This is a genomic window from Kitasatospora sp. NPDC008115 (assembly GCF_042957205.1).
Taxonomy (GTDB): domain Bacteria; phylum Actinomycetota; class Actinomycetes; order Streptomycetales; family Streptomycetaceae; genus Kitasatospora.
In genome coordinates this window covers 38,560-59,177 of the sequence record NZ_JBIBHU010000012.1, presented here as the reverse complement: position 1 = coordinate 59,177, position 20,618 = coordinate 38,560, and the positions used below count along the sequence as shown (strand labels likewise).

Below are 20,618 nucleotides of genomic sequence, written 5' to 3'. Positions count from 1 at the left end.
GGCCGCCCCTCCGGCGTTCCCGGGCCGATAGGCTCGGGGTTACCCGCCAGTTCGCCCCGGTCGCCGGAGGTCCGTCCATGAGCATGCCGCCGTTCCTCACCCTCCCGTCCGGTGCGCGTGCGCTGCGGGTGGCGACGGCGCGCGGGGACTTCGCGGCGCTGCGGGCCGAGCCGGCCGGGCCGGTGCGCGGCTCGGCGCTCCTGATACCCGGCTTCACCGGCAGCAAGGAGGACTTCGTCGCGCTGCTGGAGCCGCTCGCCGCGGCCGGCTACCGCGTGACCACCGTCGACCAGCGCGGCCAGTACGAGACGGGCGGACCCGACGACCCGGCCGCCTACGCGGTGGCCGAGCTGGGCGCGGACGTGCGGGCGCTGAGCGCCGCGCTGCTGGCCGAGGACGGCGCCGGGCCGCTGCACCTGCTGGGCCACTCCTTCGGGGGCCAGGTGGCCCGCGAGGCCGTCCTGGCCGAGGCGGCGGCGGGCGCGGACGGCGCGGCGCTGCCGTGGGCGTCGCTGACGCTGATGTCCACCGGCCCCGGGGCGATCGACCCGGCCGAGGCGGAGCGGACCCGGCTGCTGACCGGCGTCCTGGCCTCGATGGGCCTGGAGGAGATCTGGCAGGTGATGCAGCGGATGGAGGAGGACGGCGGGGAGCGCGCCCGCCGCCCGTCCCCCGAGGTGGCCGCCTTCCTGCACCGCCGCTGGCTGGCGAACGTGCCGCAGGCGCTGATCACCACCGGCGGCCACCTGGTCGCCGCGCCGGACCGGGTGGACGAGCTGGCCGCCGTGATCGCCGCCGGCCTGCCCGCCCTGGTGCTCTCCGGCGAGCGGGACTACGCGTGGCCGGTGCCGGAGCAGACCGCGATGGCCCGGCGGCTGGGCGCCCGCCGGACGGTGGTGGCGGACGCCGGGCACTCCCCCAACGCCGAGCGCCCGGCCGCCACCGCCGAGGCCCTGCTGGCCCTCTGGGGCTGACGCCCGGGCCCTTTCGGGCCGGCACCGGGGCCCTGGCTCGACGACTCCGAGAGACTCCTGGTACAAGGGGGGCGACAAAATTCGTTAGTTGCGGTAATATTTGATTCGGTCCTGGAAACATCGTCGACAGTGCCGTCGGCGTCCCGCCGACGCGATCCATCCGAAACCAGGACTTCACGGACGGGCAACGACCCGGTAGCAGCGCCACCGCAGCGTGGTTCACGAGGGACCACGCGCCTCTGGCGAGCAGGGGGGAGCCCTCTTTGCCGCGACAGCGGTCGGTCGACGACTCGACCCGACAGACCCCGGAAGGGCTGATTCCGACTCAGCCACGACCGCCCCGCCCGACGGGGCCAGGAAAGGACAGGCCCATGCGCTTCGAGATCCTCCGACTGGACGACGCCCACGGCACTGCCACCGACCGCCTCATCGCCGACGCCGAGACCGTCCGCGAGCTCGTCCAGGCCGCCGCCCGCACCGGCGAACGCCTGCTCATCCGTCCGTGCCCGACCGTCTGACCGGGCGCGGCCCCCGGGAGCCCGAGCACTCCCCCGCCGCCGACGAGCCCGGACCGTCCGACCCGGACGTCCCGATACCCGACTGACGCCCCGTCATCGCAGCAGCGACAACGGGGCGTCAGCGCGTCCGGGCCCGCACGCCGTCCGCACCCCGGCGCGCGCCGCCGACGTTTGCCGCCACCCCCCGCTGGACATTTCCCAACAGGAGCCGCCCGCACCGCGCCCACCCCGCGCCGCGCGGGCACCCGCCACCGACAGGTGCCGCCGAGCCGCCCCCGTACGGGTGATCGTCCTTGACGCGGCGGTCCGGAGGGAGGAGCGTTGACGGCTATGAGGGGCGAGCCAAGCTGCCCGAGGTGCGCCGGTCGGGTCCGCGCCCCCGGTCTGTTCTCAGACACCTGGCAGTGCGACCGGCACGGCGCCGTGCACCCGATGCAGCCGGTGCTGCCCCCGAGCGTGGAGGCGCTCGGCGTCGCCGTCGCCCGCTCGCAGGTCCCCGTCTGGCTGCCCTGGCCGCTGCCGGTCGGCTGGCTGTACACCGGGATCGCGCACGTCGGCGACGACGTCTCGGGCGCCCGGGCCACCGCCGTCGCCTGCTCCGGGCCGGCCCCGCTGGGCGGCTTCGGCGAACTGGTGCTGGTGGCCGAGGAACTGGGCGTCGGCCTCGGCGCCCGGTACGCGGGGCTGTCCGGCCCGGACCCGGGCGACTCCGTCGGCCTCTACAAGCCCGCCGACGCCAAGCTGATGGCGGCCGGCCGGCCGACGCCCATGTTCCACGTGCCCGACGCCCCGGCGGACCGGGCGGTGTTCGTCGGCGAGGCGCGCGGCCTCTGGCTCTGGGCGGTGGCCTGGCCGGAGCAGTCGGCCCTGGTGATGTACGACGAGCTGGTGCTGACCGACCTGCGGGAGGCCGGCGCCGAACTGGACCTGCTGCCCTGCGGGGCCCTCACCCCCCGGCTGCTCGGCTGACCTGCGTCGGGGGCCCGTCACGGCGGCCGCACTATCCTGGGCGTCACCCCGCCGGCAGGCCGTGCCGGCGCCAGCGCCGCCCGGCGCCGACCACCGAGGAGCACCACCCGTGCGCATCGACCTCCACGCCCACAGCAACGCCTCCGACGGCACGGACAGCCCGGCCGAACTGGTCGCGGCGGCCGTCGGGGCCGGGCTGGACGTGGTGGCGCTGACCGACCACGACACGGTGGCTGGCCACGCCGAGGCGGCCGACGCGGTGCACGCGCTGCCGCCCGGCACCCGGCTGACGCTCGTCCCCGGCGCGGAACTGTCCTGCGTGGTCGACGACATCTCGATGCACATGCTCGCCTACCTGTTCGACCCGGCCGAACCCGACTTCGCGGCGGAACGCGAACTGGTGCGCACCGACCGGTTCCGGCGCGGACGGGCGATCGTCGAGCGCTGCCGCGAACTGGGCGCGGACATCAGCTGGGAGCAGGTGCGGCGGATCGCGGGGGAAGGCTCGGTGGGCCGCCCGCACATCGCCAGCGCGCTGGTGGAGGCGGGTGTGGTGGCCTCGGTGTCGGACGCGTTCACGGCGGACTGGCTGGCCAACGGCGGGCGGGCGGACGTCCGCAAGCACGAGACCGACCCGGTGACGGCGGTCCGGCTGGTCCGGGCGGCCGGCGGGGTGCCGGTCTTCGCCCACCCCGGCGCGGTCAAGCGCGGGCGGACCGTCTCCGACCAGGTCATCGCCGACCTCGCGGCGGCCGGACTGGCCGCGCTGGAGGTCGACCACATCGACCACGACGACGCCACCCGGGAGCATCTGCGGGGCCTGGCCGCCGAGTTGGGGCTGCTGACCACCGGCTCCAGCGACTACCACGGCGCCCGCAAGACCGTGCGCCTCGGCGAGTTCACCACCGACCCGGCCGTCTACGAGGCGCTCGTGGACCAGGCGACCGGCGCCAAGCCGATCGGCGGCTGAGCGCGCCCCGGCACCCGCAGCACCCGCCGCACCGGCCCGCCGCCTTGACGCCGGGTCAGTCCAGCGGGACGCCCCGGCGCTCCGGGTCGCGCAGGTCGGTGCCGTGCCGGAGCCAGCGCTCCTGGAGGGCCGCCGCGCCGTGCACCCGCTTCCAGCCCGCCTCGTTGGGCGTCATCGGCAGCAGCGGCAGGAAGCGGACCGGGTCGGCCGGCGCGTCCAGCTCCAGGTCCTCCACCAGCCCGCCGGGTTCGGCCGCCAGCACCGAGGTGAACGGCGCGCCGTCCCAGAGCGGTGCCCCCAGGTCCAGCGAGCCGCCGGGCGCCACCACCAGGCCCTCCACCTGCGGCGTCGCGGCGAAGGTGGCCAGCGGGCGGAGCACGCCGTCGCGCCCGCCGCGGATCGTCAGGACCAACTCCGCGCGCGGGCCCCGGACCTGGTCGACGACCGCCGCCGCCGGGTCGGCCATCGGCGCGGCGGCCATCCCGAGGGTGGCGTAGCGGACCAGGCCCTCGGCGTCCGGGCCGAAGCGCAGCACCTCGATGCGGTCGGCGCCGAGGAAGGTGACGGCGGCGCGGCCGCCCGGCTCGCCGAAGGCGGTGAGCAGCCGGGCCTCGACGGCGGCCAGCACCGCCGTGCGGGAGGGGCCGTGCGGGCTGCCGCCGGAGGGGTCGCCGAAGAGCGGGAAGTCGTGGGCCATGCCGGTGAGCGTAACCCGCGGACCGCGGGCCGTTGGCACGGCCTTTACGTGAACACGGGCGCGGCGAAGGCGGTTCGGATGTTAGTGTGAGCGACTGGCTACCGGGGATCCTCATCCTCCGGGGCAGCGGCGCGAAGGAGGTGGTTGCGGTGGATACCAGCCGACCATGCAGTACCGGCAGCTCTACCCGGCCCGATCGCCTTCCCCGTACCCCTCGACGCACGGGCTGAAACAGCGGGCCTGAGAGACCTCGGCAATCGCCGGGCCTCCTCCCCAGCACCGCGGACCCAGCCTTCCCGTGCGGACGCACGATGGAACTCCGGTCCGGCCGGGAGAGCACCCCACCGACGTCCGGCCGTTCCGTTTCCCGTGCCCCGGCAAGGCACCCGGGGGCGGCCGCAGGCGCCGGAGTCCATCGGTGTTCCTCCGCCGTCGCACCGCGGCCGTCCGTCGTCGCGCCGTCGTGCGTCGGCTCCTGCCCAAGGGAGCCTGCCATGTCGATGATCAACAGCCTGCGCGCCGCCGTCCGCACCAGCCGCCGCCGTTCCGCGGCGGCCCTGTTCGACACGATCCACCCGGGCGCGACGCCGTCGGCGGTGGTGGACTGCGCGGTCTACCAGCACGGGAAGCGGCAGGGCGAGACGTGCAGCCCGCGCGACGCGGCCCGGCTGGTCAAGGCGTCGAAGCAACTGCCGGACGGTGACGGATCGTTCAGCTGGATCGGGCTGCACGAGCCGACCGAGGCGGAGTTCGAGGGCATCGCGCAGCGGTTCGGGCTGCACCCGCTGGCGGTCGAGGACGCGGTGCACGCCCACCAGCGGCCGAAGGTCGAGCGGTACGACGACGTGCTGTTCGCCGTCTTCAGGACGATCCGCTACCTCGACCACGACCAGCTCACCCCGACCAGCGAGGTGGTCGAGACCGGCGAGCTGATGGTCTTCGCCGGGCGGGACTTCGTGATCACCGTGCGGCACGGCGGGCACAGTTCGCTGAAGGAGCTGCGGCACCGGCTGGAGGCCGACGCGGACGGCTCCGGGCTGCTCGCCAAGGGCCCGTCGGCGGTGCTGCACGCGATCGCCGACCACGTGGTGGACAACTACCTGCTGGTCGCGGACCAGTTGCAGACCGACGTGGACGAGATCGAGTTCGAGGTGTTCTCCAACCGGGGCGGCCGGGGCGCGGACGTCGGGCGGGTGTACCAGCTCAAGCGCGAGGTGCTGGAGTTCAAGCGCGCGGTGGCGCCGCTGCTGCGGCCGATGCAGCAGCTGTCGGAGCCGTTGCAGCGGCTGGTCGACCCGGAGATCCAGAAGTACTTCCGGGACGTCGCCGACCACCTGGCCCGGGTCACCGAGCAGGTGCACGGCTTCGACGAGCTGCTGAACTCGCTGCTCCAGGCCAACCTGGCGCAGGTGTCGGTCGCCCAGAACGAGGACATGCGCAAGATCACCGCCTGGGCGGCGATCTTCGCCGTGCCGACCATGATCACCGGCGTGTACGGGATGAACTTCGACTACATGCCGGAGCTGCACCACAAGTACGGCTACCCGATGGTGCTGGGCAGCGTGGTGCTGATCTGTATCGGCATGTACCGGGGCTTCCGCCGCAACGGCTGGCTGTAGCGCCCGGCTACCGCCGGTCGGCGCGGGCGACCAGCACCAGGCCGGCCAGGATCAGCAGCACCGCCGGGTAGGCGGCGGCCGGGGGCCACTGGCCGAGCCAGAGCGCGGCGATCAGCGCGGCGCCCGGGGTCTCCAGCAGGATCGCGGTCGAGGTGACCGAGGGACCGAGAGTGCGCACCACCCGGTTGCTGAGCGAGTGGCCGAGCAGCTGGGCGGTGACCATCAGCAACACGATCTGCCACCAGACCCCGGCGGACCAGCCGGACAGCGGCGTCCCGGCGGCCAGGCAGACCACCAGCAGCACGGCCGCCGTGGTGGCGTAGCAGACCAGGGTGTACGCGGTGGTGCTGACGGTGCGCCGGACCTCGGCACCGAGCAGCAGGTACCCGGCGGCGGCGAGCCCGGCCGCGAGCGCGAGGGCGTCGCCGGCCAGGGCGCGCGCCGAGAGCGAGAGGTCGACGCCGGTGAGCACCAGCACGCCGGCGAAGGCCACCCCGGTGCCGAGCCAGACCATCCGGGGCGCCCGCACCCCGAGCAGCCGCATCAGCACGATGGTCCACAGCGGGGTGGTGGTGACCAGGGCGGTCGCGGAGGCCACCGAGGTCATCCGCAGGCTGGGCATCCAGAGCGCGAAGTGGACGGCGAGCAGGACGCCGGCCGCCATGGCGAGCAGCAGCGCGCGGCGGGGGACGGCGCGCAGCTCGGCGCGGTGGCGCAGCAGCGCCCAGGGGCCGAGCACGCCCACCGACATGAGGTTGCGCCAGAAGGCGATGGCCAGGGCGGGTGCGGCGGTGGCGCTGATCAGCGGGGCGGAGAGCGAGATGCCGGCGACGGAGACGGCGAGCAGCAGCAGGTCCGTCCTGGGGAGCGGGCGCGCGGGTGCGGCGGGTGCGGGGGCGGGGACCGCGGCGGGGTCGGCGGTCTCGGGCCGGGCGGCGGGCACGGCGCTCCTCGGGTCGGCGGGGCGTTGCAGGTCGGGGCGGGGCGGCTCCTACGGTAAGGCCCGTGTGCCGCCCATGGAACTGTCGCCCGAACCGTGGACCCTCGCCCGCACGGCGCAGGCCGTACGCTGTGCGCCATGGACCGTACGCCTGCCGCAGCCGCGACCGCCGACGACTTCCTCGACCGGGCCCTGCTGGAGGAGGCCGCGAAGAAGTCCGGCCTGCTCTGGGTCCGCGCGGACGGCCAGGAGCACGCGCGGGCACTCTGGCACGCCTGGCACGACGGCGCGGTGGTGGTGGTCGGCGACGGCGCCGAGCAGCCGCTGCACGGGCTGGCCGGCGGCACGGGCGCGACGGTGACCGTCCGCAGCAAGGACAAGGGCGGCCGGCTGACCGGCTGGCCGGCCCGGGTGGTCGAGCTGCCCCCGGGCGGCGAGGCCTGGCTGGGCGCCGTCGAGGAACTGAAGGGCAAGCGGCTGAACGCGCCGGACACCGACACCATCACCGACCGCTGGGCCCGCGAATGCCGGGTGCTGCGGCTGGAGCCGACCGGCCCGGCGGGCGCCGAACTCGCCGAGCGGCCCGGCGTGATGCCGGAGGACTCGCACGTCGCGGTCCCGCTGCCCACCCCGGCCACCACCCGCCGCCCGATCCCGGCCGGCCTGCCGAAGCTGCTGCTCAAGCGCCGCAAGGGCTGACGCCCCGCCACGCCCGCGACCCCACCGCACTCCCCCCGGTCGCCCGATTCGCCCGGCTTTCACCGAGCCCGGGCGGAGATGCCCGAGTAGCCTTGGCCGCGGGGCGTGCCCGCGGCGCCCGACCAGGCGTCGAGCGAGGCGAGGAGTCCAGAAGTCCATGGCAGGGCCAGGCAACCGGGTCTTCATCTCGCACCTGTCCGGCATCGCCGTCTTCGACCCGAACGGCGACCAGGTCGGCCGGGTCCGGGACGTCGTGGTCACCCTGCGGGTCGGCGGCCGCCCGCCCCGGGTGCTCGGCCTGGTGGCGGAGGTGGTCGGCCGGCGCCGGATCTTCCTGCCGATGACCAGGGTCACCAGCCTGGAGTCGGGCCAGGTGATCACCACCGGCGTGATCAACATGCGCCGCTTCGAACAGCGCCCCGCCGAGACGCTCGTCCTCGCCGAACTGCTGGACCGCACCGTCACCTGGACCAAGACCGGCCAGGACGTCACCGTCCTGGACGTCGCGATGACCCAGACCCGGCTGCGCGAATGGGAGGTCGGCAAGGTCTTCGTGCAGGTCGGTCGGGTCGGCCGGCTGCGCAAGGCACGCGGCGAGACGCTCACCCTGGACTGGCAGGACGTCACCGGCTTCACCCTGCCCGAGGAGAACCAGGGCGCCGCCAACCTGCTCGCCACCTTCGACCAGCTGCGCGCCGCCGACCTCGCCAACGTCATGCACCACCTGTCCGCCAAGCGCCGCGCCGAGGTCGCCGCCGCGCTCGACGACGAACGGCTCGCCGACGTCCTGGAGGAGCTGCCCGAGGACGACCAGGTCGAGATCATCGGCAAGCTGAAGGACGAGCGGGCCGCCGACATCCTGGAGGCGATGGACCCGGACGATGCCGCCGACCTGCTCTCCGAGCTGCCCGGCGACGAGGCCGAGCGGCTGCTCCAGCTGATGGAGCCCGACGAGGCCGAGCCGGTGCGCCGGCTGCTGACCTACGAGGAGAACACCGCCGGCGGCCTGATGACCACCGAGCCGATCGTGCTGGAGCCGGACGCCACGGTGGCCGAGGCGCTGGCCCGGGTCCGGGTCTCCGACCACAAGCCGGCCCTCGCCGCGCAGGTCTTCGTCTGCCGCCCGCCGAACGAGACCCCGACCGGCAAGTACCTGGGCATCGTGCACTTCCAGCGGCTGCTGCGCGAGCCCCCGTACACCCTGGTCGGCTCGCTGGTCGACGACGACCTCGACCCGCTGCCGCCGGACACCCCGCTGTCGCTGATCACCAGCTACCTGGCGACGTACAACATGGTCGCCGCGCCGGTCGTCGACGACGCGGACCACCTGGTCGGCGCGGTCACCGTGGACGACGTGCTCGACCACCTGCTGCCGGAGGACTGGCGGGAGGCCGCGCTGCACGGCGGACCCGCCGACGAGAGGGAGGTGCCCGGTGGACGCTGACCGCAAGGGCCGACGGGACGAGTCCCCGCGCCAGCGGCTCCAGGGCGAGCTGCGGGAGCTGCGCCAGCTGCGCGAACTGCGCGCCCGCGAGGGCGGCGCCCGGGACCGCCGCACCGAGCCCGCCGCCACCGGCCAGTCCCCCCGCAGCCGGCTCGACCAGCCGCGCACCGCCCGCCCCGGGCTGATCACCCTGCCGTCCTACGACCCGGAGGCCTTCGGCAAGCTCTCCGAGCGGATCGCCCGCTTCCTGGGCACCGGCCGGTTCATCGTCTGGATGACGGTGGTGATCATCCTCTGGGTCGCCTGGAACACCCTGCTGCCGGACGCCGCCCGGTTCGACGACTACCCCTTCATCTTCCTGACCCTGATGCTCTCCCTCCAGGCCTCCTACGCGGCGCCGCTGATCCTGCTGGCGCAGAACCGGCAGGACAACCGGGACCGGGTCAACATGGAGCAGGACCGCGCCCGCAGCGACCGCAACATCGCCGACACCGAGTACCTGACCCGCGAGGTCGCGGCGCTGCGCCAGGGCCTCGGCGAGGTCGCCACCCGTGACTTCGTCCGCTCCGAACTCCAGGCGCTGCTCAAGGAGATCGACGAGCGCCGGGAGACCCCCGGAGTGCTGTGACCCGCAGCACGCTACCGACCGGTTATGCACCCCGCGCGGCGCCGTACCATCAAGGCATGGCCAACGAGACAGAGGTCGCGGCCGGCGCCACGGAGGAGTCCGTGCGCCAGGCGCTGGCGACCGTCAACGACCCGGAGATCAACCGCCCGATCACCGAGATCGGCATGGTGAAATCGGTCGAGATCGGCGAGGGCGGCGCCGTGCGGGTCGCGGTCTACCTGACCGTCTCGGGCTGCCCGATGCGCGACACCATCGTCACCCGGGTCCGCGAGGCCGTCGGCCGCGTCCCCGGCGTGACCGGCGTCGAGGTCGAGCTCGACGTGATGAGCGACGAGCAGCGCAAGGAGCTCTCCCAGCTGCTGCGCGGCGGCGCCCCCGAGCGGGAGATCCCGTTCGCCAAGCCCGGCACGCTGACCCGCGTCTACGCGGTCGCCTCCGGCAAGGGCGGCGTCGGCAAGTCCTCGGTGACCGTCAACCTGGCCGCCGCGCTGGCCGCCGACGGCCTGAAGGTCGCCGTGGTGGACGCCGACATCTACGGCCACAGCGTGCCGCGCATGCTGGGCGTCGAGGGCCGGCCCACCCAGGTCCAGGACATGATCATGCCGCCGCAGGCGAACGGCGTGAAGGTCATCTCGATCGGCATGTTCACCCCGGGCAACGAACCGGTGGTCTGGCGCGGCCCGATGCTGCACCGCGCGCTGCAGCAGTTCCTGGCCGACGTCTACTGGGGCGACCTGGACGTCCTGCTGCTGGACCTGCCGCCCGGCACCGGCGACATCGCCATCTCGGTGGCCCAGCTGGTCCCCAACGCGGAGATCCTCATCGTCACCACCCCGCAGATGGCCGCCGCCGAGGTCGCCGAGCGGGCCGGCACCATCGCGGTGCAGACCCACCAGAAGATCGTCGGCGTGATCGAGAACATGTCCGGCATGCCGTGCCCGCACTGCGACGAGATGATCGACGTCTTCGGCACCGGCGGCGGCCAGACCGTCGCGGACGCGCTCACCCGCACCATCGGCGCCACCGTCCCGGTGCTCGGCTCGATCCCGATCGACGTCCGCCTGCGCGAGGGCGGCGACGACGGCCGTCCGGTCGTCCTGGCCGCCCCCGACTCCCCCGCCGGCGCCGCCCTGCGCGCCGTCGCGGGCAAGCTCGGCGGCCGCCAGCGCGGCCTCTCCGGCCTCTCCCTCGGCCTCACCCCGAAGAACAAATTCTGACGCGGCACCGGCCGCGAACGCCGCGGGGGCCCACCGGATCGTCCGGTGGGCCCCCGCGGGCGTCCGGGGCCGGCTACGGGCGGGTGTAGGCGACCAGGTCGGGGACGGCGGCGAAGCCGGCGCCGTAGGCGCTGACGCCGCGGCCGTAGGCGCCCAGCAGGACGCCGGGGGCCTCGCCGGCGAGCACCCAGCCGTACTCGGACTCGCGGTAGCGGAACGGCTGCGGCAGGCCGTTCACCGGGAGGCTGAGGGTGGACCAGCCAGGGCCCTCCAGGTCGTCGGCGAGGTCCCAGGCGAGCGTGGACTGCTGGTCCAGCCAGTCCTGGCGCCGGGCGCGGTCCAGCTGGCCCGGCCAGGTGGCGGCGAGCAGGCCGGAACTCGCCAGCCAGGCCGCGGAGGAGGCGGACGTCGCCTCCAGGGTGCCGGTGTTGTCGGCGCTGCGGCGGCTCTCCCGCCGGGCGACGGTCACCACGACGGCGAACCTCCGCACGTCGCGCGGCTCGTACTGGCGGGCCGGCTCCTCGCCGTGGCCGAGGCTGCCGTAGTCGACGGTTCCGTGGGCGCCGGCCCGCGGGCCGCCGAAGCCGCTCGGCAGCAGGAAGCGGCGGCCGCTCCAGCCCTCGTCCATGCCGTACCAGGGGAAGTCCGCGGACAGGTACGGCACCAGCGGGTCCGCCGGGCCGGCCTGTCCGCCGACCACGGGTCCGCCGGCCGTGGCCGTCCCGACCGCCTGACTCGTCGCGTCCATCCCCGGGGCCTCCTCAAACGACGTTTCTCCTGCCGTGGCGCGCTCCCATCGTGGCGTACCGCGGCGCCCCCGCCGACCGCCTTCGGCCCTGACGGGACCGGAAAGTGACGGACGGCACAGCGGGAACAATCAGCACAATAGCGGCGCACACGCCGACGCCCCGCTCAACCTCGGGGTTGGCGGGGCGCCGATGTCAGCGATCACGTCGCAAACGCGCCGCGCATCACGTCGCGTCGGGGTCGAACGGCGGGCGCTCGCCGGGGGCGAGCGGGGCTCCGGCGGCGGCGGGGGCCGGGGCGGCGGACTTGTCGAAGGAGACGCTGCCCGCGCGGCCCGTGCCGTTCACCGGGGCGGCCGGCTTGTCGTCCAGCACCGAGCGGATGTCGAGGGTGTCCCGCATCTCCTTGAGGCCCAGCGGGTCCTCGTCGCCGCCCATCAGCTGCTTGCGCACGAAGGTCTTCGGGTTGAGGTCCTCGAACTCGAAGTCCTTGAACTCCGGACCCAGCTCACTGCGGATGTCCTCCTTCGCGGTGTCCGCGAAGGACCGGATCTTCCGGATGAAGCCCATGGTGTCCTGGATCAGCTTCGGCAGCTTGTCCGGGCCGAAGACCACGATGGCCATGATGACCAGGGTCAGGATCTCCAGTGTGCCCACGTCGCTGAACACCAAAGCTCCCTAAGCTCGCGATCGGATCGGACAGACGCTCCTCACAGCGTAATGGCCATCGACGGGTCCATGACCCCCGGTGTGATGAAGCCGTGGTGAAGACCCGCCGATGATCAGGGCTGCGAGGGACCCGTGGTGCTACCTGTTCTCGTGGTGCAGGCCGGCCACGCCGGAGCTCGGCGAGCGGTCCGGCAGCTCGTGCGGCGTCGCGCCCCGGGTGACCGCCACCGGGCGCAGCGGCACGTCCGCCGCCGGCACCTGGGCGTTCATCGGGACCATCCCGCCCCGGCCGCCGGCCGGGCTGACCGTGGTGCCGTGCTGGTCGTCGCCGGAGCCGGCGACGGTGCCGACGCCGCCGAGCGTCACCGCGGCGACCGAGAAGGCGCCGGCCGCGGCGAAGACGAAGCGCCGCCCGCGGGCCGGGGCCTGCCGGGCCACCGGGGCGGCCGCGGCCGCCGCCAGCGGCTGGACCGGGGCGTCGGGGCGGGGCGAGCGGCGTCCGATCAGCGGGCGCAGCACCGAGCCGCGGCCGAACGCGCGGGGGTCGACGCCGGGCACCGGCGCGTCGGCGCCGAGCGCGCCCGCGCCGAAGGAGGCCCCGGCGCCGCGGCCGAACGAGCCGCCGTCCAGCCGACTGCCGCCGAGCGTGCCGGGGGAGGCGACGCCGCCGCCGGGCAGGTCGTCGTCGTCCCGGCGCGGACGCTCGGCGTGCGGCTGCCGCTCGTCCTCCGGGAGCGCGCCGACGGCCAGCAGCCGGGCCATCAGCGCGGAGGACGGGCCGGGCGTGCCGGTACGGGTGAGCAGGTGCTTGACGGCGCGGCCCTCGTCGGCCTCGGCGAGGCACTGCGGACAGGTCGCCAGGTGGGCCTGGACCCGCTCGCGCGAGTCATGGCCGAGTTCGCCGTCGACGAAGGCGGAGAGCCGCTCCCCCAGGTGGTGCTCCTCGGCGGCGGGCTCGACGGCCCGCAGGGCGACGGCGCGCAGCGCCGGCTCGCCCGGGGGCGCGGGATGCGGCGCGGGGTCGGCCGCGGGCCCGTCCTGGCCCCGGCGGCCCAGTGCGGGCCAGCCCGCGCGGCGGGCGACGGTACGGCCGGGCGTCTCCGGATGGCCCGGCCCTGATCGGCCGGTTCCGCTCACGATCGCCTCCGTCCGCGCCCGCCCGGCGCGACCGCGGCACCGGCGGCGGCGCCGACCGGCACCGGCTGCTCCTCGCCGCCGCCACGCCGCTCACGGCCGGGGGCCGAGCCGGGGGCACGGTGCTTGAGCGCGGCGCGCAGGTGCGAGCGGCCGCGGTGGATGCGGCTGCGGACGGTGCCGAGCTTGACGCCGAGCGTGGCCGCGATCTCCTCGTAGGAGAGGCCCTCGATGTCGCAGAGGACGACGGCGGCGCGGAACTCGGGCGCCAGGGTGTCCAGCGCGTGCTGGACGTCGGCGTCGAAGTGGGTGTCGCTGAAGTGCTGGGCCGGGCTGGGCTCGCGGGAGGCCAGCCGCTCGGCCGCGTCCTCGCCGAGCGCGTCGAAGCGGATGCGCTGGCGGCGGCGGACCATGTCCAGGAACAGGTTGGTGGTGATCCGGTGCAGCCAGCCCTCGAACGTGCCGGGGGTGTAGGTGGACAGCGAGCGGAACACCCGGACGAAGACCTCCTGGGTGAGGTCCTCGGCGTCGTGCTGGTTGCCCGTCAGCCGGTAGGCGAGGCGGTAGACGCGGGCGCTGTGGGCCTCGACGATCTCCTCCCACGTGGGAGGGGTCCAGGTCTGCGCGTCGGGGCCCTCGGCGAAGGTCGCGAGGGCGGGGGCCTCGGCGGTACCGGCGGCCGGCGTCTCGGACGCGGGGGCCGGCTGGTCCAGGGTGGAGTGCGCAGGCTGGTTCATCACGGGCTTCGGCGTACGGGCCGACGCGGTGCCGCGGGAGTGCCGCCGCACGGGGACGTCGCCCTCGGCCACACCTCCTCGGTCGGCTCTTCTGCCCAGCAGGGCCACCACCATATCCACCTCGCCCGTCAAGCCCGGATAAGAACCGCCCGGGACCGGCCGGCCCGGATGACGGGCCCGGAGGGTGTCCGGGACGTCCCGTTCCCCCGGTCCCTGCCGAACCAACGGCCCGCCGCCGTACGCGGTTCCCGTCCGGCCAGTAATCTGTGGCAGGAAATATCGACATCCGCTCGGCGCCGGGCCGTCACCCGGGGCTCCGAAAGAGGCAGCCATCAGCGAGTTCGGGCCCGCGCGCGCGGCCCTCGCCGACACCTACGTCGGCGAGGACGCGGTGCTGACCTACGCCCGGGCGCAGTCCGCGCGGACCGGGATCCGGGCGATCGGGCCGAGCGGAGGTGCCTGTCTGCGGCTGCTGGCCGCCGCGCTGGACGCCAAGGCGGTGGCCGAGATCGGCACCGGGACGGGCGTCTCCGGGGTGTACCTGCTGCGCGGGATGCGGCCGGACGGCGTGCTCACCACCGTCGACTCCGAGCCGGTGCGCCAGCAGTTGGCGAAGGAGGCCTACCAGGCGGCCGGGTTCGCGGCCAACCGGTCGCGGTTCATACCGGGCCGGGCGCTGGACGTGCTGCCGCGGCTCGCCGACGGCCAGTACGACCTGGTGTTCTGTGACGGTGACCCGGCGGAGTCGCGGGAGTACCTGGCGGAGTCGCTGCGGCTGCTGCGGCCGGGCGGGATGGTCTGCTTCGAGGGCGTCTTCCAGGAGGGCCGGCTGGCCGAGCCGGAACACCAGGACCCGCAGACGCAGTCGGTGCGGGACCTGGTCCAGGCGGTCCGGGAGAGCGAGGCGCTGCTGCCCGCGCTGCTGCCGGTCTCGGACGGGCTGCTCTGCGCCGTGAAGCGCTAGGGTCCGCCTTCAAAGACGGACCCTAGGCCCGCGCCTTCGGGCCAGGCGCGGGCGGAAAAGTACGGGGCCCGGGCCGACACGATGGTCGTACCCGGGCCCGGCAGCACATCTCCAGGAGATGGCGAGCACCCGCTGCGGTCAGCCGCAGGCCTTCTTCAGGGCCTCGCCGAGGGCGTCGGCCTCGTCAGGCGTGAGCTCCACCACGAGGCGTCCGCCGCCTTCGAGCGGAACGCGCATGATGATGCCCCGCCCCTCTTTGGTGACTTCGAGCGGGCCGTCACCCGTCCGCGGCTTCATGGCCGCCATGCTCGTTCCCCTTCCTGCAACCGCTCAGCTACGCACCGGCAGTCCGTCCACCGCCGGTATCGAACGCATTGATCGGAAGCCATTATCCCGCATGCCAAGGCCTGATGACCAACATCACTCTCGGTGCAACCTCGTGCGGAATACCGCAATCCCTCACATATTCCGGCATAAGCCCCGGCGCGGCGGCGGTCCGTACGCCGCCGAAAGGTGCGATACCTCACACTCCCCAGGCGGCCGAAGGCTCCGGCATCCTGACTGCGACGAGCAGTGACGGTCGACGCCGACCACGAGCAAGGGAGCCCTCGCCCATGTCCGATTCCGTGCTGTACGAGCTGGACGGCGGCCTGGCCGTCATCACCGTCAACCGCCCCGAGGCGATGAACGCGCTGGACGTGGCGACCAAGGTGGCGCTGCGCGACACCGTGACCGCCGCCGCCGAGGACCCGGCGGTGCGGGCGGTGCTGCTGACCGGCGCGGGCGACCGGGCGTTCTGCGTCGGGCAGGACCTCAAGGAGCACCTGGGCCTGCTGAAGCGGGCCGAGGAGACCGGCGAGGGCGCGCTGAAGACCGTCGCCGAGCACTACAACCCGCTGCTGCGGGCGCTGGCCGGGATGCGCAAGCCGACGGTGGCCGCGGTCGGCGGGGTGGCGGCGGGCGCGGGCGCCTCGCTGGCCTTCGCCTGCGACTTCCGGATCCTCGCGGACACCGCCGGCTTCAACACGGCGTTCGCCGGGATCGCGCTGACCGCCGACTCCGGCGCCTCCTGGACGCTGCCCCGGCTGGTCGGGCACGCCAGGGCGACCGAGCTGCTGATGCTGCCGCGCACCGTGAAGGCGGCCGAGGCGAGGGAGCTGGGCCTGGCCACCAAGGTCGTGCCGGCCGCCGAACTGGCCGCCACCGCCCGGGCGTTCGCCACGGAGCTGGCCGAGGGCCCGACGGTGGCCTACGGCGCGATCAAGGAGTCGCTGGCGTACGGCGCGTCGCACTCGCTGGGCGAGTTGCTCGACAAGGAGGACGAGCTGCAGACGCTGGCCGGCGAGAGCGAGGACCACCGGATCGCGGTCCGGGCCTTCATCGCCAAGGAGAAGCCGCGGTACCTGGGCCGGTAGCCGGGCCCGTCGGCCTCACCGGCCGCGCCTCACGTGGCAGTCGGCGAGGTGGTCGTCGACCAGTCCGCAGGCCTGCATCAGCGCGTACGCGGTGGTCGGGCCGACGAAGCGGAAGCCGGCCTTCTTCAGGGCCTTCGCCAGCGCCGTCGACTCGGGCGTGACGGCCGGCACCTCGCCGAGCGTGCGGGGGGCCGGCCGGTCCGGGTCGCCGGCGAACTGCCAGATCAGCGCGTCCAGTCCGCCGTCGAGGTCGCGGGCGACCCTGGCGTTGGCGATCGCCGCCTCGATCTTGGCCCGGTTGCGGATGATGCCGGTGTCGGCGAGCAGCCGCTCGACGTCGGCCTCGCCGAACCCGGCCACCTCGGCGATCTCGAAGCCGGCGAAGGCCGCCCGGAAGCCCTCGCGGCGGCGCAGGATGGTGATCCAGGACAGGCCGGACTGGAAGGCCTCCAGGCAGACCCGTTCGAACAGCGCGTCGTCGCCGCGCACCGGGCGTCCCCACTCGGTGTCGTGGTAGGCGCGGTAGTCGTCGGCCGAGTCGCCCCAGCCGCAGCGGAGCAGCCCGTCCGCGCCGAGGACGGCGCCGCCGGACTCGGTGCTCACCGCGGGCCCTCGGGCTTCGCGTCCTCGGGCCCCGGCGCCTGGGCGGTCTGCGCCGACGGTGCCTTGGCGAGGGCGACGGCGGGCTCGACGACCCGGGCGAACTCCTCCAGCCCGGGCAGCGGTTCGGCGCCGGGCTCCGGACGGTCGTCGGCCTCGACGGCGCCGCGCACCGCGGCCAGCGCCTCCAGCTCGGCGATCCGGGCGTCGCGGTGGGCGAGTTCGGCGCCCAGCCGGTCGAGGACGTCGTCCACCTCGTCCATCCGGTAGCCGCGCACGGCCATCGGCAGGCGCAGCGCCTCGACGTCGCCCTGGCCCAGCGCGCGGTCCTGCGGCAGCCGGGCGGAGATACGGTCCTGCACGGCCTCCGGCAGCGAGCCGCCGCCGCCCAGTGCCACCAGCGCGGCGCCGCCGACCACCACGGCCATCGCCACCACGATCACCCAGAACACGAGCGGTCCTCCCGATTTTCCGGCCGGCCCCGACTGGAGTGGGATCATGGTCCCGATGGGCCGGGGGCCATCATCGCACTCGAAGCAGCTGTGGAGGAGACATCGGTGGCACTGCGCCTGGGACCACGGGAGTTCGGGGACGACGAGCTGGTGATCATGGCGATCGTCAATCGCACGCCGGACTCGTTCTTCGACAAGGGTGCGACGTTCGCCGACGAGGCCGCGTTCGCCGCCGCCGACCGTGCGGTGGCCGAGGGCGCCGCGATCCTGGACATCGGCGGGGTGAAGGCCGGGCCGGGTGACGAGGTGACCGTCGAGGAGGAGCTGCGGCGCACCGTGCCGTTCGTCGCGGAGCTGCGCAAGCGCCACCCGCAGGCCGTGATCAGCGTCGACACCTGGCGGCACGAGGTCGGCGAGGCGGTCTGCGAGGTGGGCGCTGACCTGCTGAACGACGCCTGGGGCGGGGTGGACCCGCGGCTGGCCGAGGTGGCCGCGCGCTACGACGCCGGGCTGGTCTGCACCCACGCGGGCGGCGCCGAGCCGCGCACCCGCCCGCACCGGGTCGGCTACGAGGACGTGATGGCGGACATCCTGCGGGTGACCGTCGGCCTGGCCGAGCGGGCCGTGGAGCTGGGCGTGCGGCGGGACGCGGTGATCATCGACCCGGGGCACGACTTCGGGAAGAACACCCGGCACTCGCTGGAGGCGACCCGCCGGCTGCCGGAGATGACCGCGACCGGGTTCCCGGTACTGGTGTCGCTGTCCAACAAGGACTTCGTCGGCGAGACGCTCGACAGGCCGGTGAACGAGCGGCTGCTCGGCACCCTGGCGACCACGGCGGTCTCCGCCTGGCTGGGCGCCCAGGTGTACCGGGTGCACCAGGTGGCGGAGACCCGGCAGGTGCTCGACATGGTCGCCTCGATCCGCGGCACCCGCCCCCCGGCGGTCGCCCGCCGGGGCCTGGCCTGAGGGGCCCTTCTACGGCGCTCGCTCGCGCTAGATCTCGTTCACCGGACGGCGGGCGTCGGCGAGGATCTTCATGACCTCGTCGATCTCGTCGGTGACGTGGAACAGCTCCAGGTCGTGCGGGGCCGCCTTGCCCTGCGCGACCAGGGTGTTCCGCAGCCAGTCGACCAGCCCGCCCCAGTAGGCGCTGCCGAAGAGGATCACCGGGAAGCGGGTGACCTTCTTCGTCTGCACCAGGGTGAGCGCCTCGAACAGCTCGTCCAGCGTGCCGAGCCCGCCGGGCAGGACGACGAAGCCCTGCGCGTACTTCACGAACATCGTCTTGCGGACGAAGAAGTAGCGGAAGTTCAGCCCGAGGTCGACGAACTCGTTGAGCCCCTGCTCGAAGGGCAGTTCGATGCCGAGCCCGACGCTGAGCCCGCCGGCGTCCGAGGCGCCGCGGTTGGCCGCCTCCATCGCACCCGGGCCGCCGCCGGTGATCACCGCGTAGCCGGCCTCGGCCAGCGCCCGGCCGATCGCCACGCCCGCCGCGTACTCGGGCGAGTCGACCGGGGTCCGGGCGGAGCCGAAGACGCTGACCGCGGGCGGGAGTTCGGCCAGCGCGCCGAAGCCCTCGACGAACTCGGAGGTGATCCGCAGCACCCGCCACGGGTCGGTGTGCAGCCAGTCGGTCGGACCGGTGGTGTCCAGCAGGCGCTGGTCCGTGGTGCTCTCGCCGACCTGGTCCCGGCGCACCAGCACCGGGCCCTTCTGCTTCTCGGGCCACGCCTTCTTCGGGCGCGGCTCGCCCACCTGCTCGGGGCCGTGCCCGTAGCGCTTTTCGTCTCCAGTGCCTGTCATGACGAAACCCTACGCCCGCCCCTCCCCTTTTTCAGGCAACGCCGGAAGGTCGGTTGGGCGACCGGAAGATGGCCTCCGGCCGATGGCCGGACGGCCGGCTCAGGCCGTCAGCCAGGCGCGCAGCCGCTCCTCGGTCACGGCGATGGCGCTCAGCGAGCAGTGCTCGTCCCGCTTGTGCGCCATGTTCGGGTCGCCGGGGCCGTAGTTGACCGCCGGGACGCCGAGCGCGCTGAACCGGGCCACGTCCGTCCAGCCGAACTTGGCGCGGGCGGTGCCGCCGGTCGCGGCGAGGAACGCCTGCGCGGCCGGCTGGTTCAGGCCGGGCAGCGCGCCCGGGGCGAAGTCGGTGACGGTGACCTCGAAGCCGTCGAAGACCTCCCGCACGTGCTTCTCGGCGCCGGCCTCGTCGCGGTCCGGGGCGAAGCGGAAGTTGACCGTCACCACGCACTCGTCGGGGATGACGTTGCCGGCCACGCCGCCGTCGATGCGCACCGCGTTGAGGCCCTCGTGGTACTCGAGACCGTCGATCTCGACCAGGCGCGGGCGGTACTCGGAGAGCCGGCGCAGCACCTCGCCAGCCTTGTGGATGGCGTTGTCGCCGAGCCAGCTGCGGGCCGCGTGGGCGCGGACGCCGCCGAGCCGGACCTGCGCGCGCAGGGTCCCCTGGCAGCCGCCCTCGACGACCGCGCCGCTGGGCTCCATGAGCACCGCGAAGTCGGCGGCCAGCCAGTCGGGGTGGGCCTTGGCGAGGTGGCCGAGGCCGTTGCGGCTCGCCTCCACCTCCTCGCAGTCGTAGAAGACGAAGGTGAGGTCCCGGTTGGGCTCGGGCAGGGTGGCGGCGAGCCGCAGCTGGACGGCGACGCCGGCCTTCATGTCCGAGGTGCCGCAGCCGTAGAGCAGGTCGCCCTCCACCCAGGAGGGCACGTTGTCGGCGATCGGCACGGTGTCGATGTGGCCGGCGAGCAGGACGCGCTCGGAGCGGCCGAGGCCGGTGCGGGCGACCACGTTGTTGCCGTACCGGTCGACGGTGAGGTGCGGGTAGACCCGCAGGGCCGCCTCCACGGCGTCGGCGAGCGCCTGCTCGTCGCCGCTGACGGAGGGGAAGTCGACCAGCTGGGCGGTCAGCGCGCCGCCGTCGAGGGTGAGGTCCAGGGGCGTCTTCGGGCTGCTCATGGTTGCCCAGCCTAGTCCTGTCGTCGAGCCCCGCCCCGAGCCGAAGGACGCGCCGGTACCGAAAGGGAGAAGGGCCAAGCCGCCGACGAAGGAGGTGGCGCCGTGCCCGCCGACCGTCGGCACCGGGCCGCAGCGTCCGGAGGCGAGCGGGCGAGCCCCGCCCCGAGCCGAAGGACGCGCCGGTACCGAAAGGGAGAAGGGCCAAGCCGCCGACGAAGGAGGTGGCGCCGTGCCCGCCGACCGTCGG

23 protein-coding genes are annotated in these 20,618 nt (G+C 74.4%); 12 read left to right on the top strand and 11 right to left on the bottom strand.

Going from position 1 to position 20,618, the window contains the following annotated elements; all coding sequences use genetic code 11:
* The first annotated feature begins 77 nt into the window (after positions 1–77).
* The 4 genes from ACFZBX_RS17075 to ACFZBX_RS17060 all read left to right on the top strand — a co-directional run bounded on the left by ACFZBX_RS17075 (position 78) and on the right by ACFZBX_RS17060 (position 3,431).
* Complete coding sequence (locus tag ACFZBX_RS17075; RefSeq protein ID WP_391534543.1) at positions 78–974, top strand: alpha/beta fold hydrolase; 897 nt, start codon at positions 78–80, stop codon at positions 972–974.
* 371 nt (positions 975–1,345) lie between these two features.
* Positions 1,346–1,492, top strand: coding sequence for a hypothetical protein (locus tag ACFZBX_RS17070; protein WP_350563393.1), 147 nt, complete (start codon positions 1,346–1,348; stop codon positions 1,490–1,492).
* Between the two features lie 330 nt (positions 1,493–1,822).
* On the top strand, positions 1,823–2,461 hold the full coding sequence (locus ACFZBX_RS17065; protein WP_391534542.1) for a DUF6758 family protein: 639 nt from the start codon (positions 1,823–1,825) through the stop codon (positions 2,459–2,461).
* 109 nt (positions 2,462–2,570) lie between these two features.
* Entirely contained in the window at positions 2,571–3,431 is an 861-nt protein-coding gene (locus ACFZBX_RS17060; RefSeq protein ID WP_391534541.1) for a PHP domain-containing protein, read from the top strand.
* Between the two features lie 55 nt (positions 3,432–3,486).
* Here the strand turns inward: ACFZBX_RS17060 and ACFZBX_RS17055 are convergent, their stop codons facing one another.
* Entirely contained in the window at positions 3,487–4,128 is a 642-nt protein-coding gene (locus ACFZBX_RS17055) for a suppressor of fused domain protein (protein ID WP_391534540.1), read from the bottom strand.
* Between the two features lie 494 nt (positions 4,129–4,622).
* Between ACFZBX_RS17055 and corA the strand changes: the two genes are divergently transcribed.
* Positions 4,623–5,747, top strand: a complete 1,125-nt coding sequence (corA, locus tag ACFZBX_RS17050) for a magnesium/cobalt transporter CorA (protein WP_391534539.1) — start codon at positions 4,623–4,625, stop codon at positions 5,745–5,747.
* Between the two features lie 7 nt (positions 5,748–5,754).
* Here corA and ACFZBX_RS17045 read toward each other — a convergent pair whose 3' ends face one another.
* The gene (locus tag ACFZBX_RS17045; RefSeq protein WP_391534538.1) at positions 5,755–6,690 is read right to left on the bottom strand and encodes a DMT family transporter; all 936 of its coding nucleotides are present in this window, start codon (positions 6,688–6,690) and stop codon (positions 5,755–5,757) included.
* A 135-nt stretch (positions 6,691–6,825) separates the two neighbouring features.
* On the opposite strand from ACFZBX_RS17045, the gene ACFZBX_RS17040 reads away from it, so the two are divergent.
* The 4 genes from ACFZBX_RS17040 to ACFZBX_RS17025 all read left to right on the top strand — a co-directional run bounded on the left by ACFZBX_RS17040 (position 6,826) and on the right by ACFZBX_RS17025 (position 10,675).
* Positions 6,826–7,386 (top strand): hypothetical protein, encoded by a 561-nt coding sequence (locus ACFZBX_RS17040; RefSeq protein WP_391534537.1) that lies wholly within the window; start codon positions 6,826–6,828, stop codon positions 7,384–7,386.
* A 157-nt stretch (positions 7,387–7,543) separates the two neighbouring features.
* A complete protein-coding gene (locus tag ACFZBX_RS17035; protein ID WP_391534536.1) occupies positions 7,544–8,830 on the top strand; it encodes a magnesium transporter MgtE N-terminal domain-containing protein in 1,287 nt (428 codons plus the stop codon).
* A gap of 49 nt (positions 8,831–8,879) precedes the next feature.
* A complete protein-coding gene (locus ACFZBX_RS17030) occupies positions 8,880–9,458 on the top strand; it encodes a DUF1003 domain-containing protein (RefSeq protein WP_391534677.1) in 579 nt (192 codons plus the stop codon).
* Positions 9,459–9,514: 56 nt separating this feature from the next.
* The gene (locus ACFZBX_RS17025) at positions 9,515–10,675 is read left to right on the top strand and encodes an Mrp/NBP35 family ATP-binding protein (RefSeq protein WP_391534535.1); all 1,161 of its coding nucleotides are present in this window, start codon (positions 9,515–9,517) and stop codon (positions 10,673–10,675) included.
* A gap of 73 nt (positions 10,676–10,748) precedes the next feature.
* Here the strand turns inward: ACFZBX_RS17025 and ACFZBX_RS17020 are convergent, their stop codons facing one another.
* The 4 genes from ACFZBX_RS17020 to sigE all read right to left on the bottom strand — a co-directional run bounded on the left by ACFZBX_RS17020 (position 10,749) and on the right by sigE (position 13,961).
* Entirely contained in the window at positions 10,749–11,423 is a 675-nt protein-coding gene (locus tag ACFZBX_RS17020) for a hypothetical protein (protein ID WP_391534534.1), read from the bottom strand.
* 223 nt (positions 11,424–11,646) lie between these two features.
* Entirely contained in the window at positions 11,647–12,090 is a 444-nt protein-coding gene (locus ACFZBX_RS17015) for a sec-independent translocase (RefSeq protein ID WP_391534533.1), read from the bottom strand.
* Between the two features lie 138 nt (positions 12,091–12,228).
* Positions 12,229–13,227: a zf-HC2 domain-containing protein gene (locus ACFZBX_RS17010; protein ID WP_391534532.1), complete on the bottom strand. Its 999-nt coding sequence runs from the start codon at positions 13,225–13,227 to the stop codon at positions 12,229–12,231.
* A complete protein-coding gene (gene sigE, locus ACFZBX_RS17005; protein WP_380763110.1) occupies positions 13,224–13,961 on the bottom strand; it encodes an RNA polymerase sigma factor SigE in 738 nt (245 codons plus the stop codon). Before sigE ends, ACFZBX_RS17010 begins: the two co-directional genes overlap by 4 nt.
* A 331-nt stretch (positions 13,962–14,292) precedes the next feature.
* Between sigE and ACFZBX_RS17000 the strand changes: the two genes are divergently transcribed.
* The gene (locus tag ACFZBX_RS17000) at positions 14,293–14,925 is read left to right on the top strand and encodes an O-methyltransferase (protein ID WP_391534676.1); all 633 of its coding nucleotides are present in this window, start codon (positions 14,293–14,295) and stop codon (positions 14,923–14,925) included.
* Positions 14,926–15,063: 138 nt separating this feature from the next.
* Here the strand turns inward: ACFZBX_RS17000 and ACFZBX_RS16995 are convergent, their stop codons facing one another.
* Positions 15,064–15,231, bottom strand: coding sequence for a DUF3117 domain-containing protein (locus tag ACFZBX_RS16995; RefSeq protein ID WP_014137929.1), 168 nt, complete (start codon positions 15,229–15,231; stop codon positions 15,064–15,066).
* Between the two features lie 308 nt (positions 15,232–15,539).
* On the opposite strand from ACFZBX_RS16995, the gene ACFZBX_RS16990 reads away from it, so the two are divergent.
* On the top strand, positions 15,540–16,340 hold the full coding sequence (locus ACFZBX_RS16990; protein ID WP_391534531.1) for an enoyl-CoA hydratase-related protein: 801 nt from the start codon (positions 15,540–15,542) through the stop codon (positions 16,338–16,340).
* Positions 16,341–16,355: 15 nt separating this feature from the next.
* Here the strand turns inward: ACFZBX_RS16990 and ACFZBX_RS16985 are convergent, their stop codons facing one another.
* Together ACFZBX_RS16985 and ACFZBX_RS16980 are read right to left on the bottom strand one after the other, a co-directional pair.
* Entirely contained in the window at positions 16,356–16,943 is a 588-nt protein-coding gene (locus ACFZBX_RS16985; protein WP_391534530.1) for a DNA-3-methyladenine glycosylase I, read from the bottom strand.
* The gene (locus tag ACFZBX_RS16980; RefSeq protein ID WP_391534529.1) at positions 16,940–17,392 is read right to left on the bottom strand and encodes a DivIVA domain-containing protein; all 453 of its coding nucleotides are present in this window, start codon (positions 17,390–17,392) and stop codon (positions 16,940–16,942) included. Before ACFZBX_RS16980 ends, ACFZBX_RS16985 begins: the two co-directional genes overlap by 4 nt.
* Positions 17,393–17,548: 156 nt before the next feature.
* Between ACFZBX_RS16980 and folP the strand changes: the two genes are divergently transcribed.
* Entirely contained in the window at positions 17,549–18,361 is an 813-nt protein-coding gene (gene folP / locus ACFZBX_RS16975; protein WP_391534675.1) for a dihydropteroate synthase, read from the top strand.
* 27 nt (positions 18,362–18,388) lie between these two features.
* Here folP and ACFZBX_RS16970 read toward each other — a convergent pair whose 3' ends face one another.
* On the bottom strand, positions 18,389–19,198 hold the full coding sequence (locus tag ACFZBX_RS16970; protein ID WP_391534528.1) for a TIGR00730 family Rossman fold protein: 810 nt from the start codon (positions 19,196–19,198) through the stop codon (positions 18,389–18,391).
* A 99-nt stretch (positions 19,199–19,297) separates the two neighbouring features.
* A complete protein-coding gene (gene dapE / locus ACFZBX_RS16965) occupies positions 19,298–20,371 on the bottom strand; it encodes a succinyl-diaminopimelate desuccinylase (RefSeq protein WP_391534527.1) in 1,074 nt (357 codons plus the stop codon).
* Positions 20,372–20,618 lie beyond the last annotated feature (247 nt).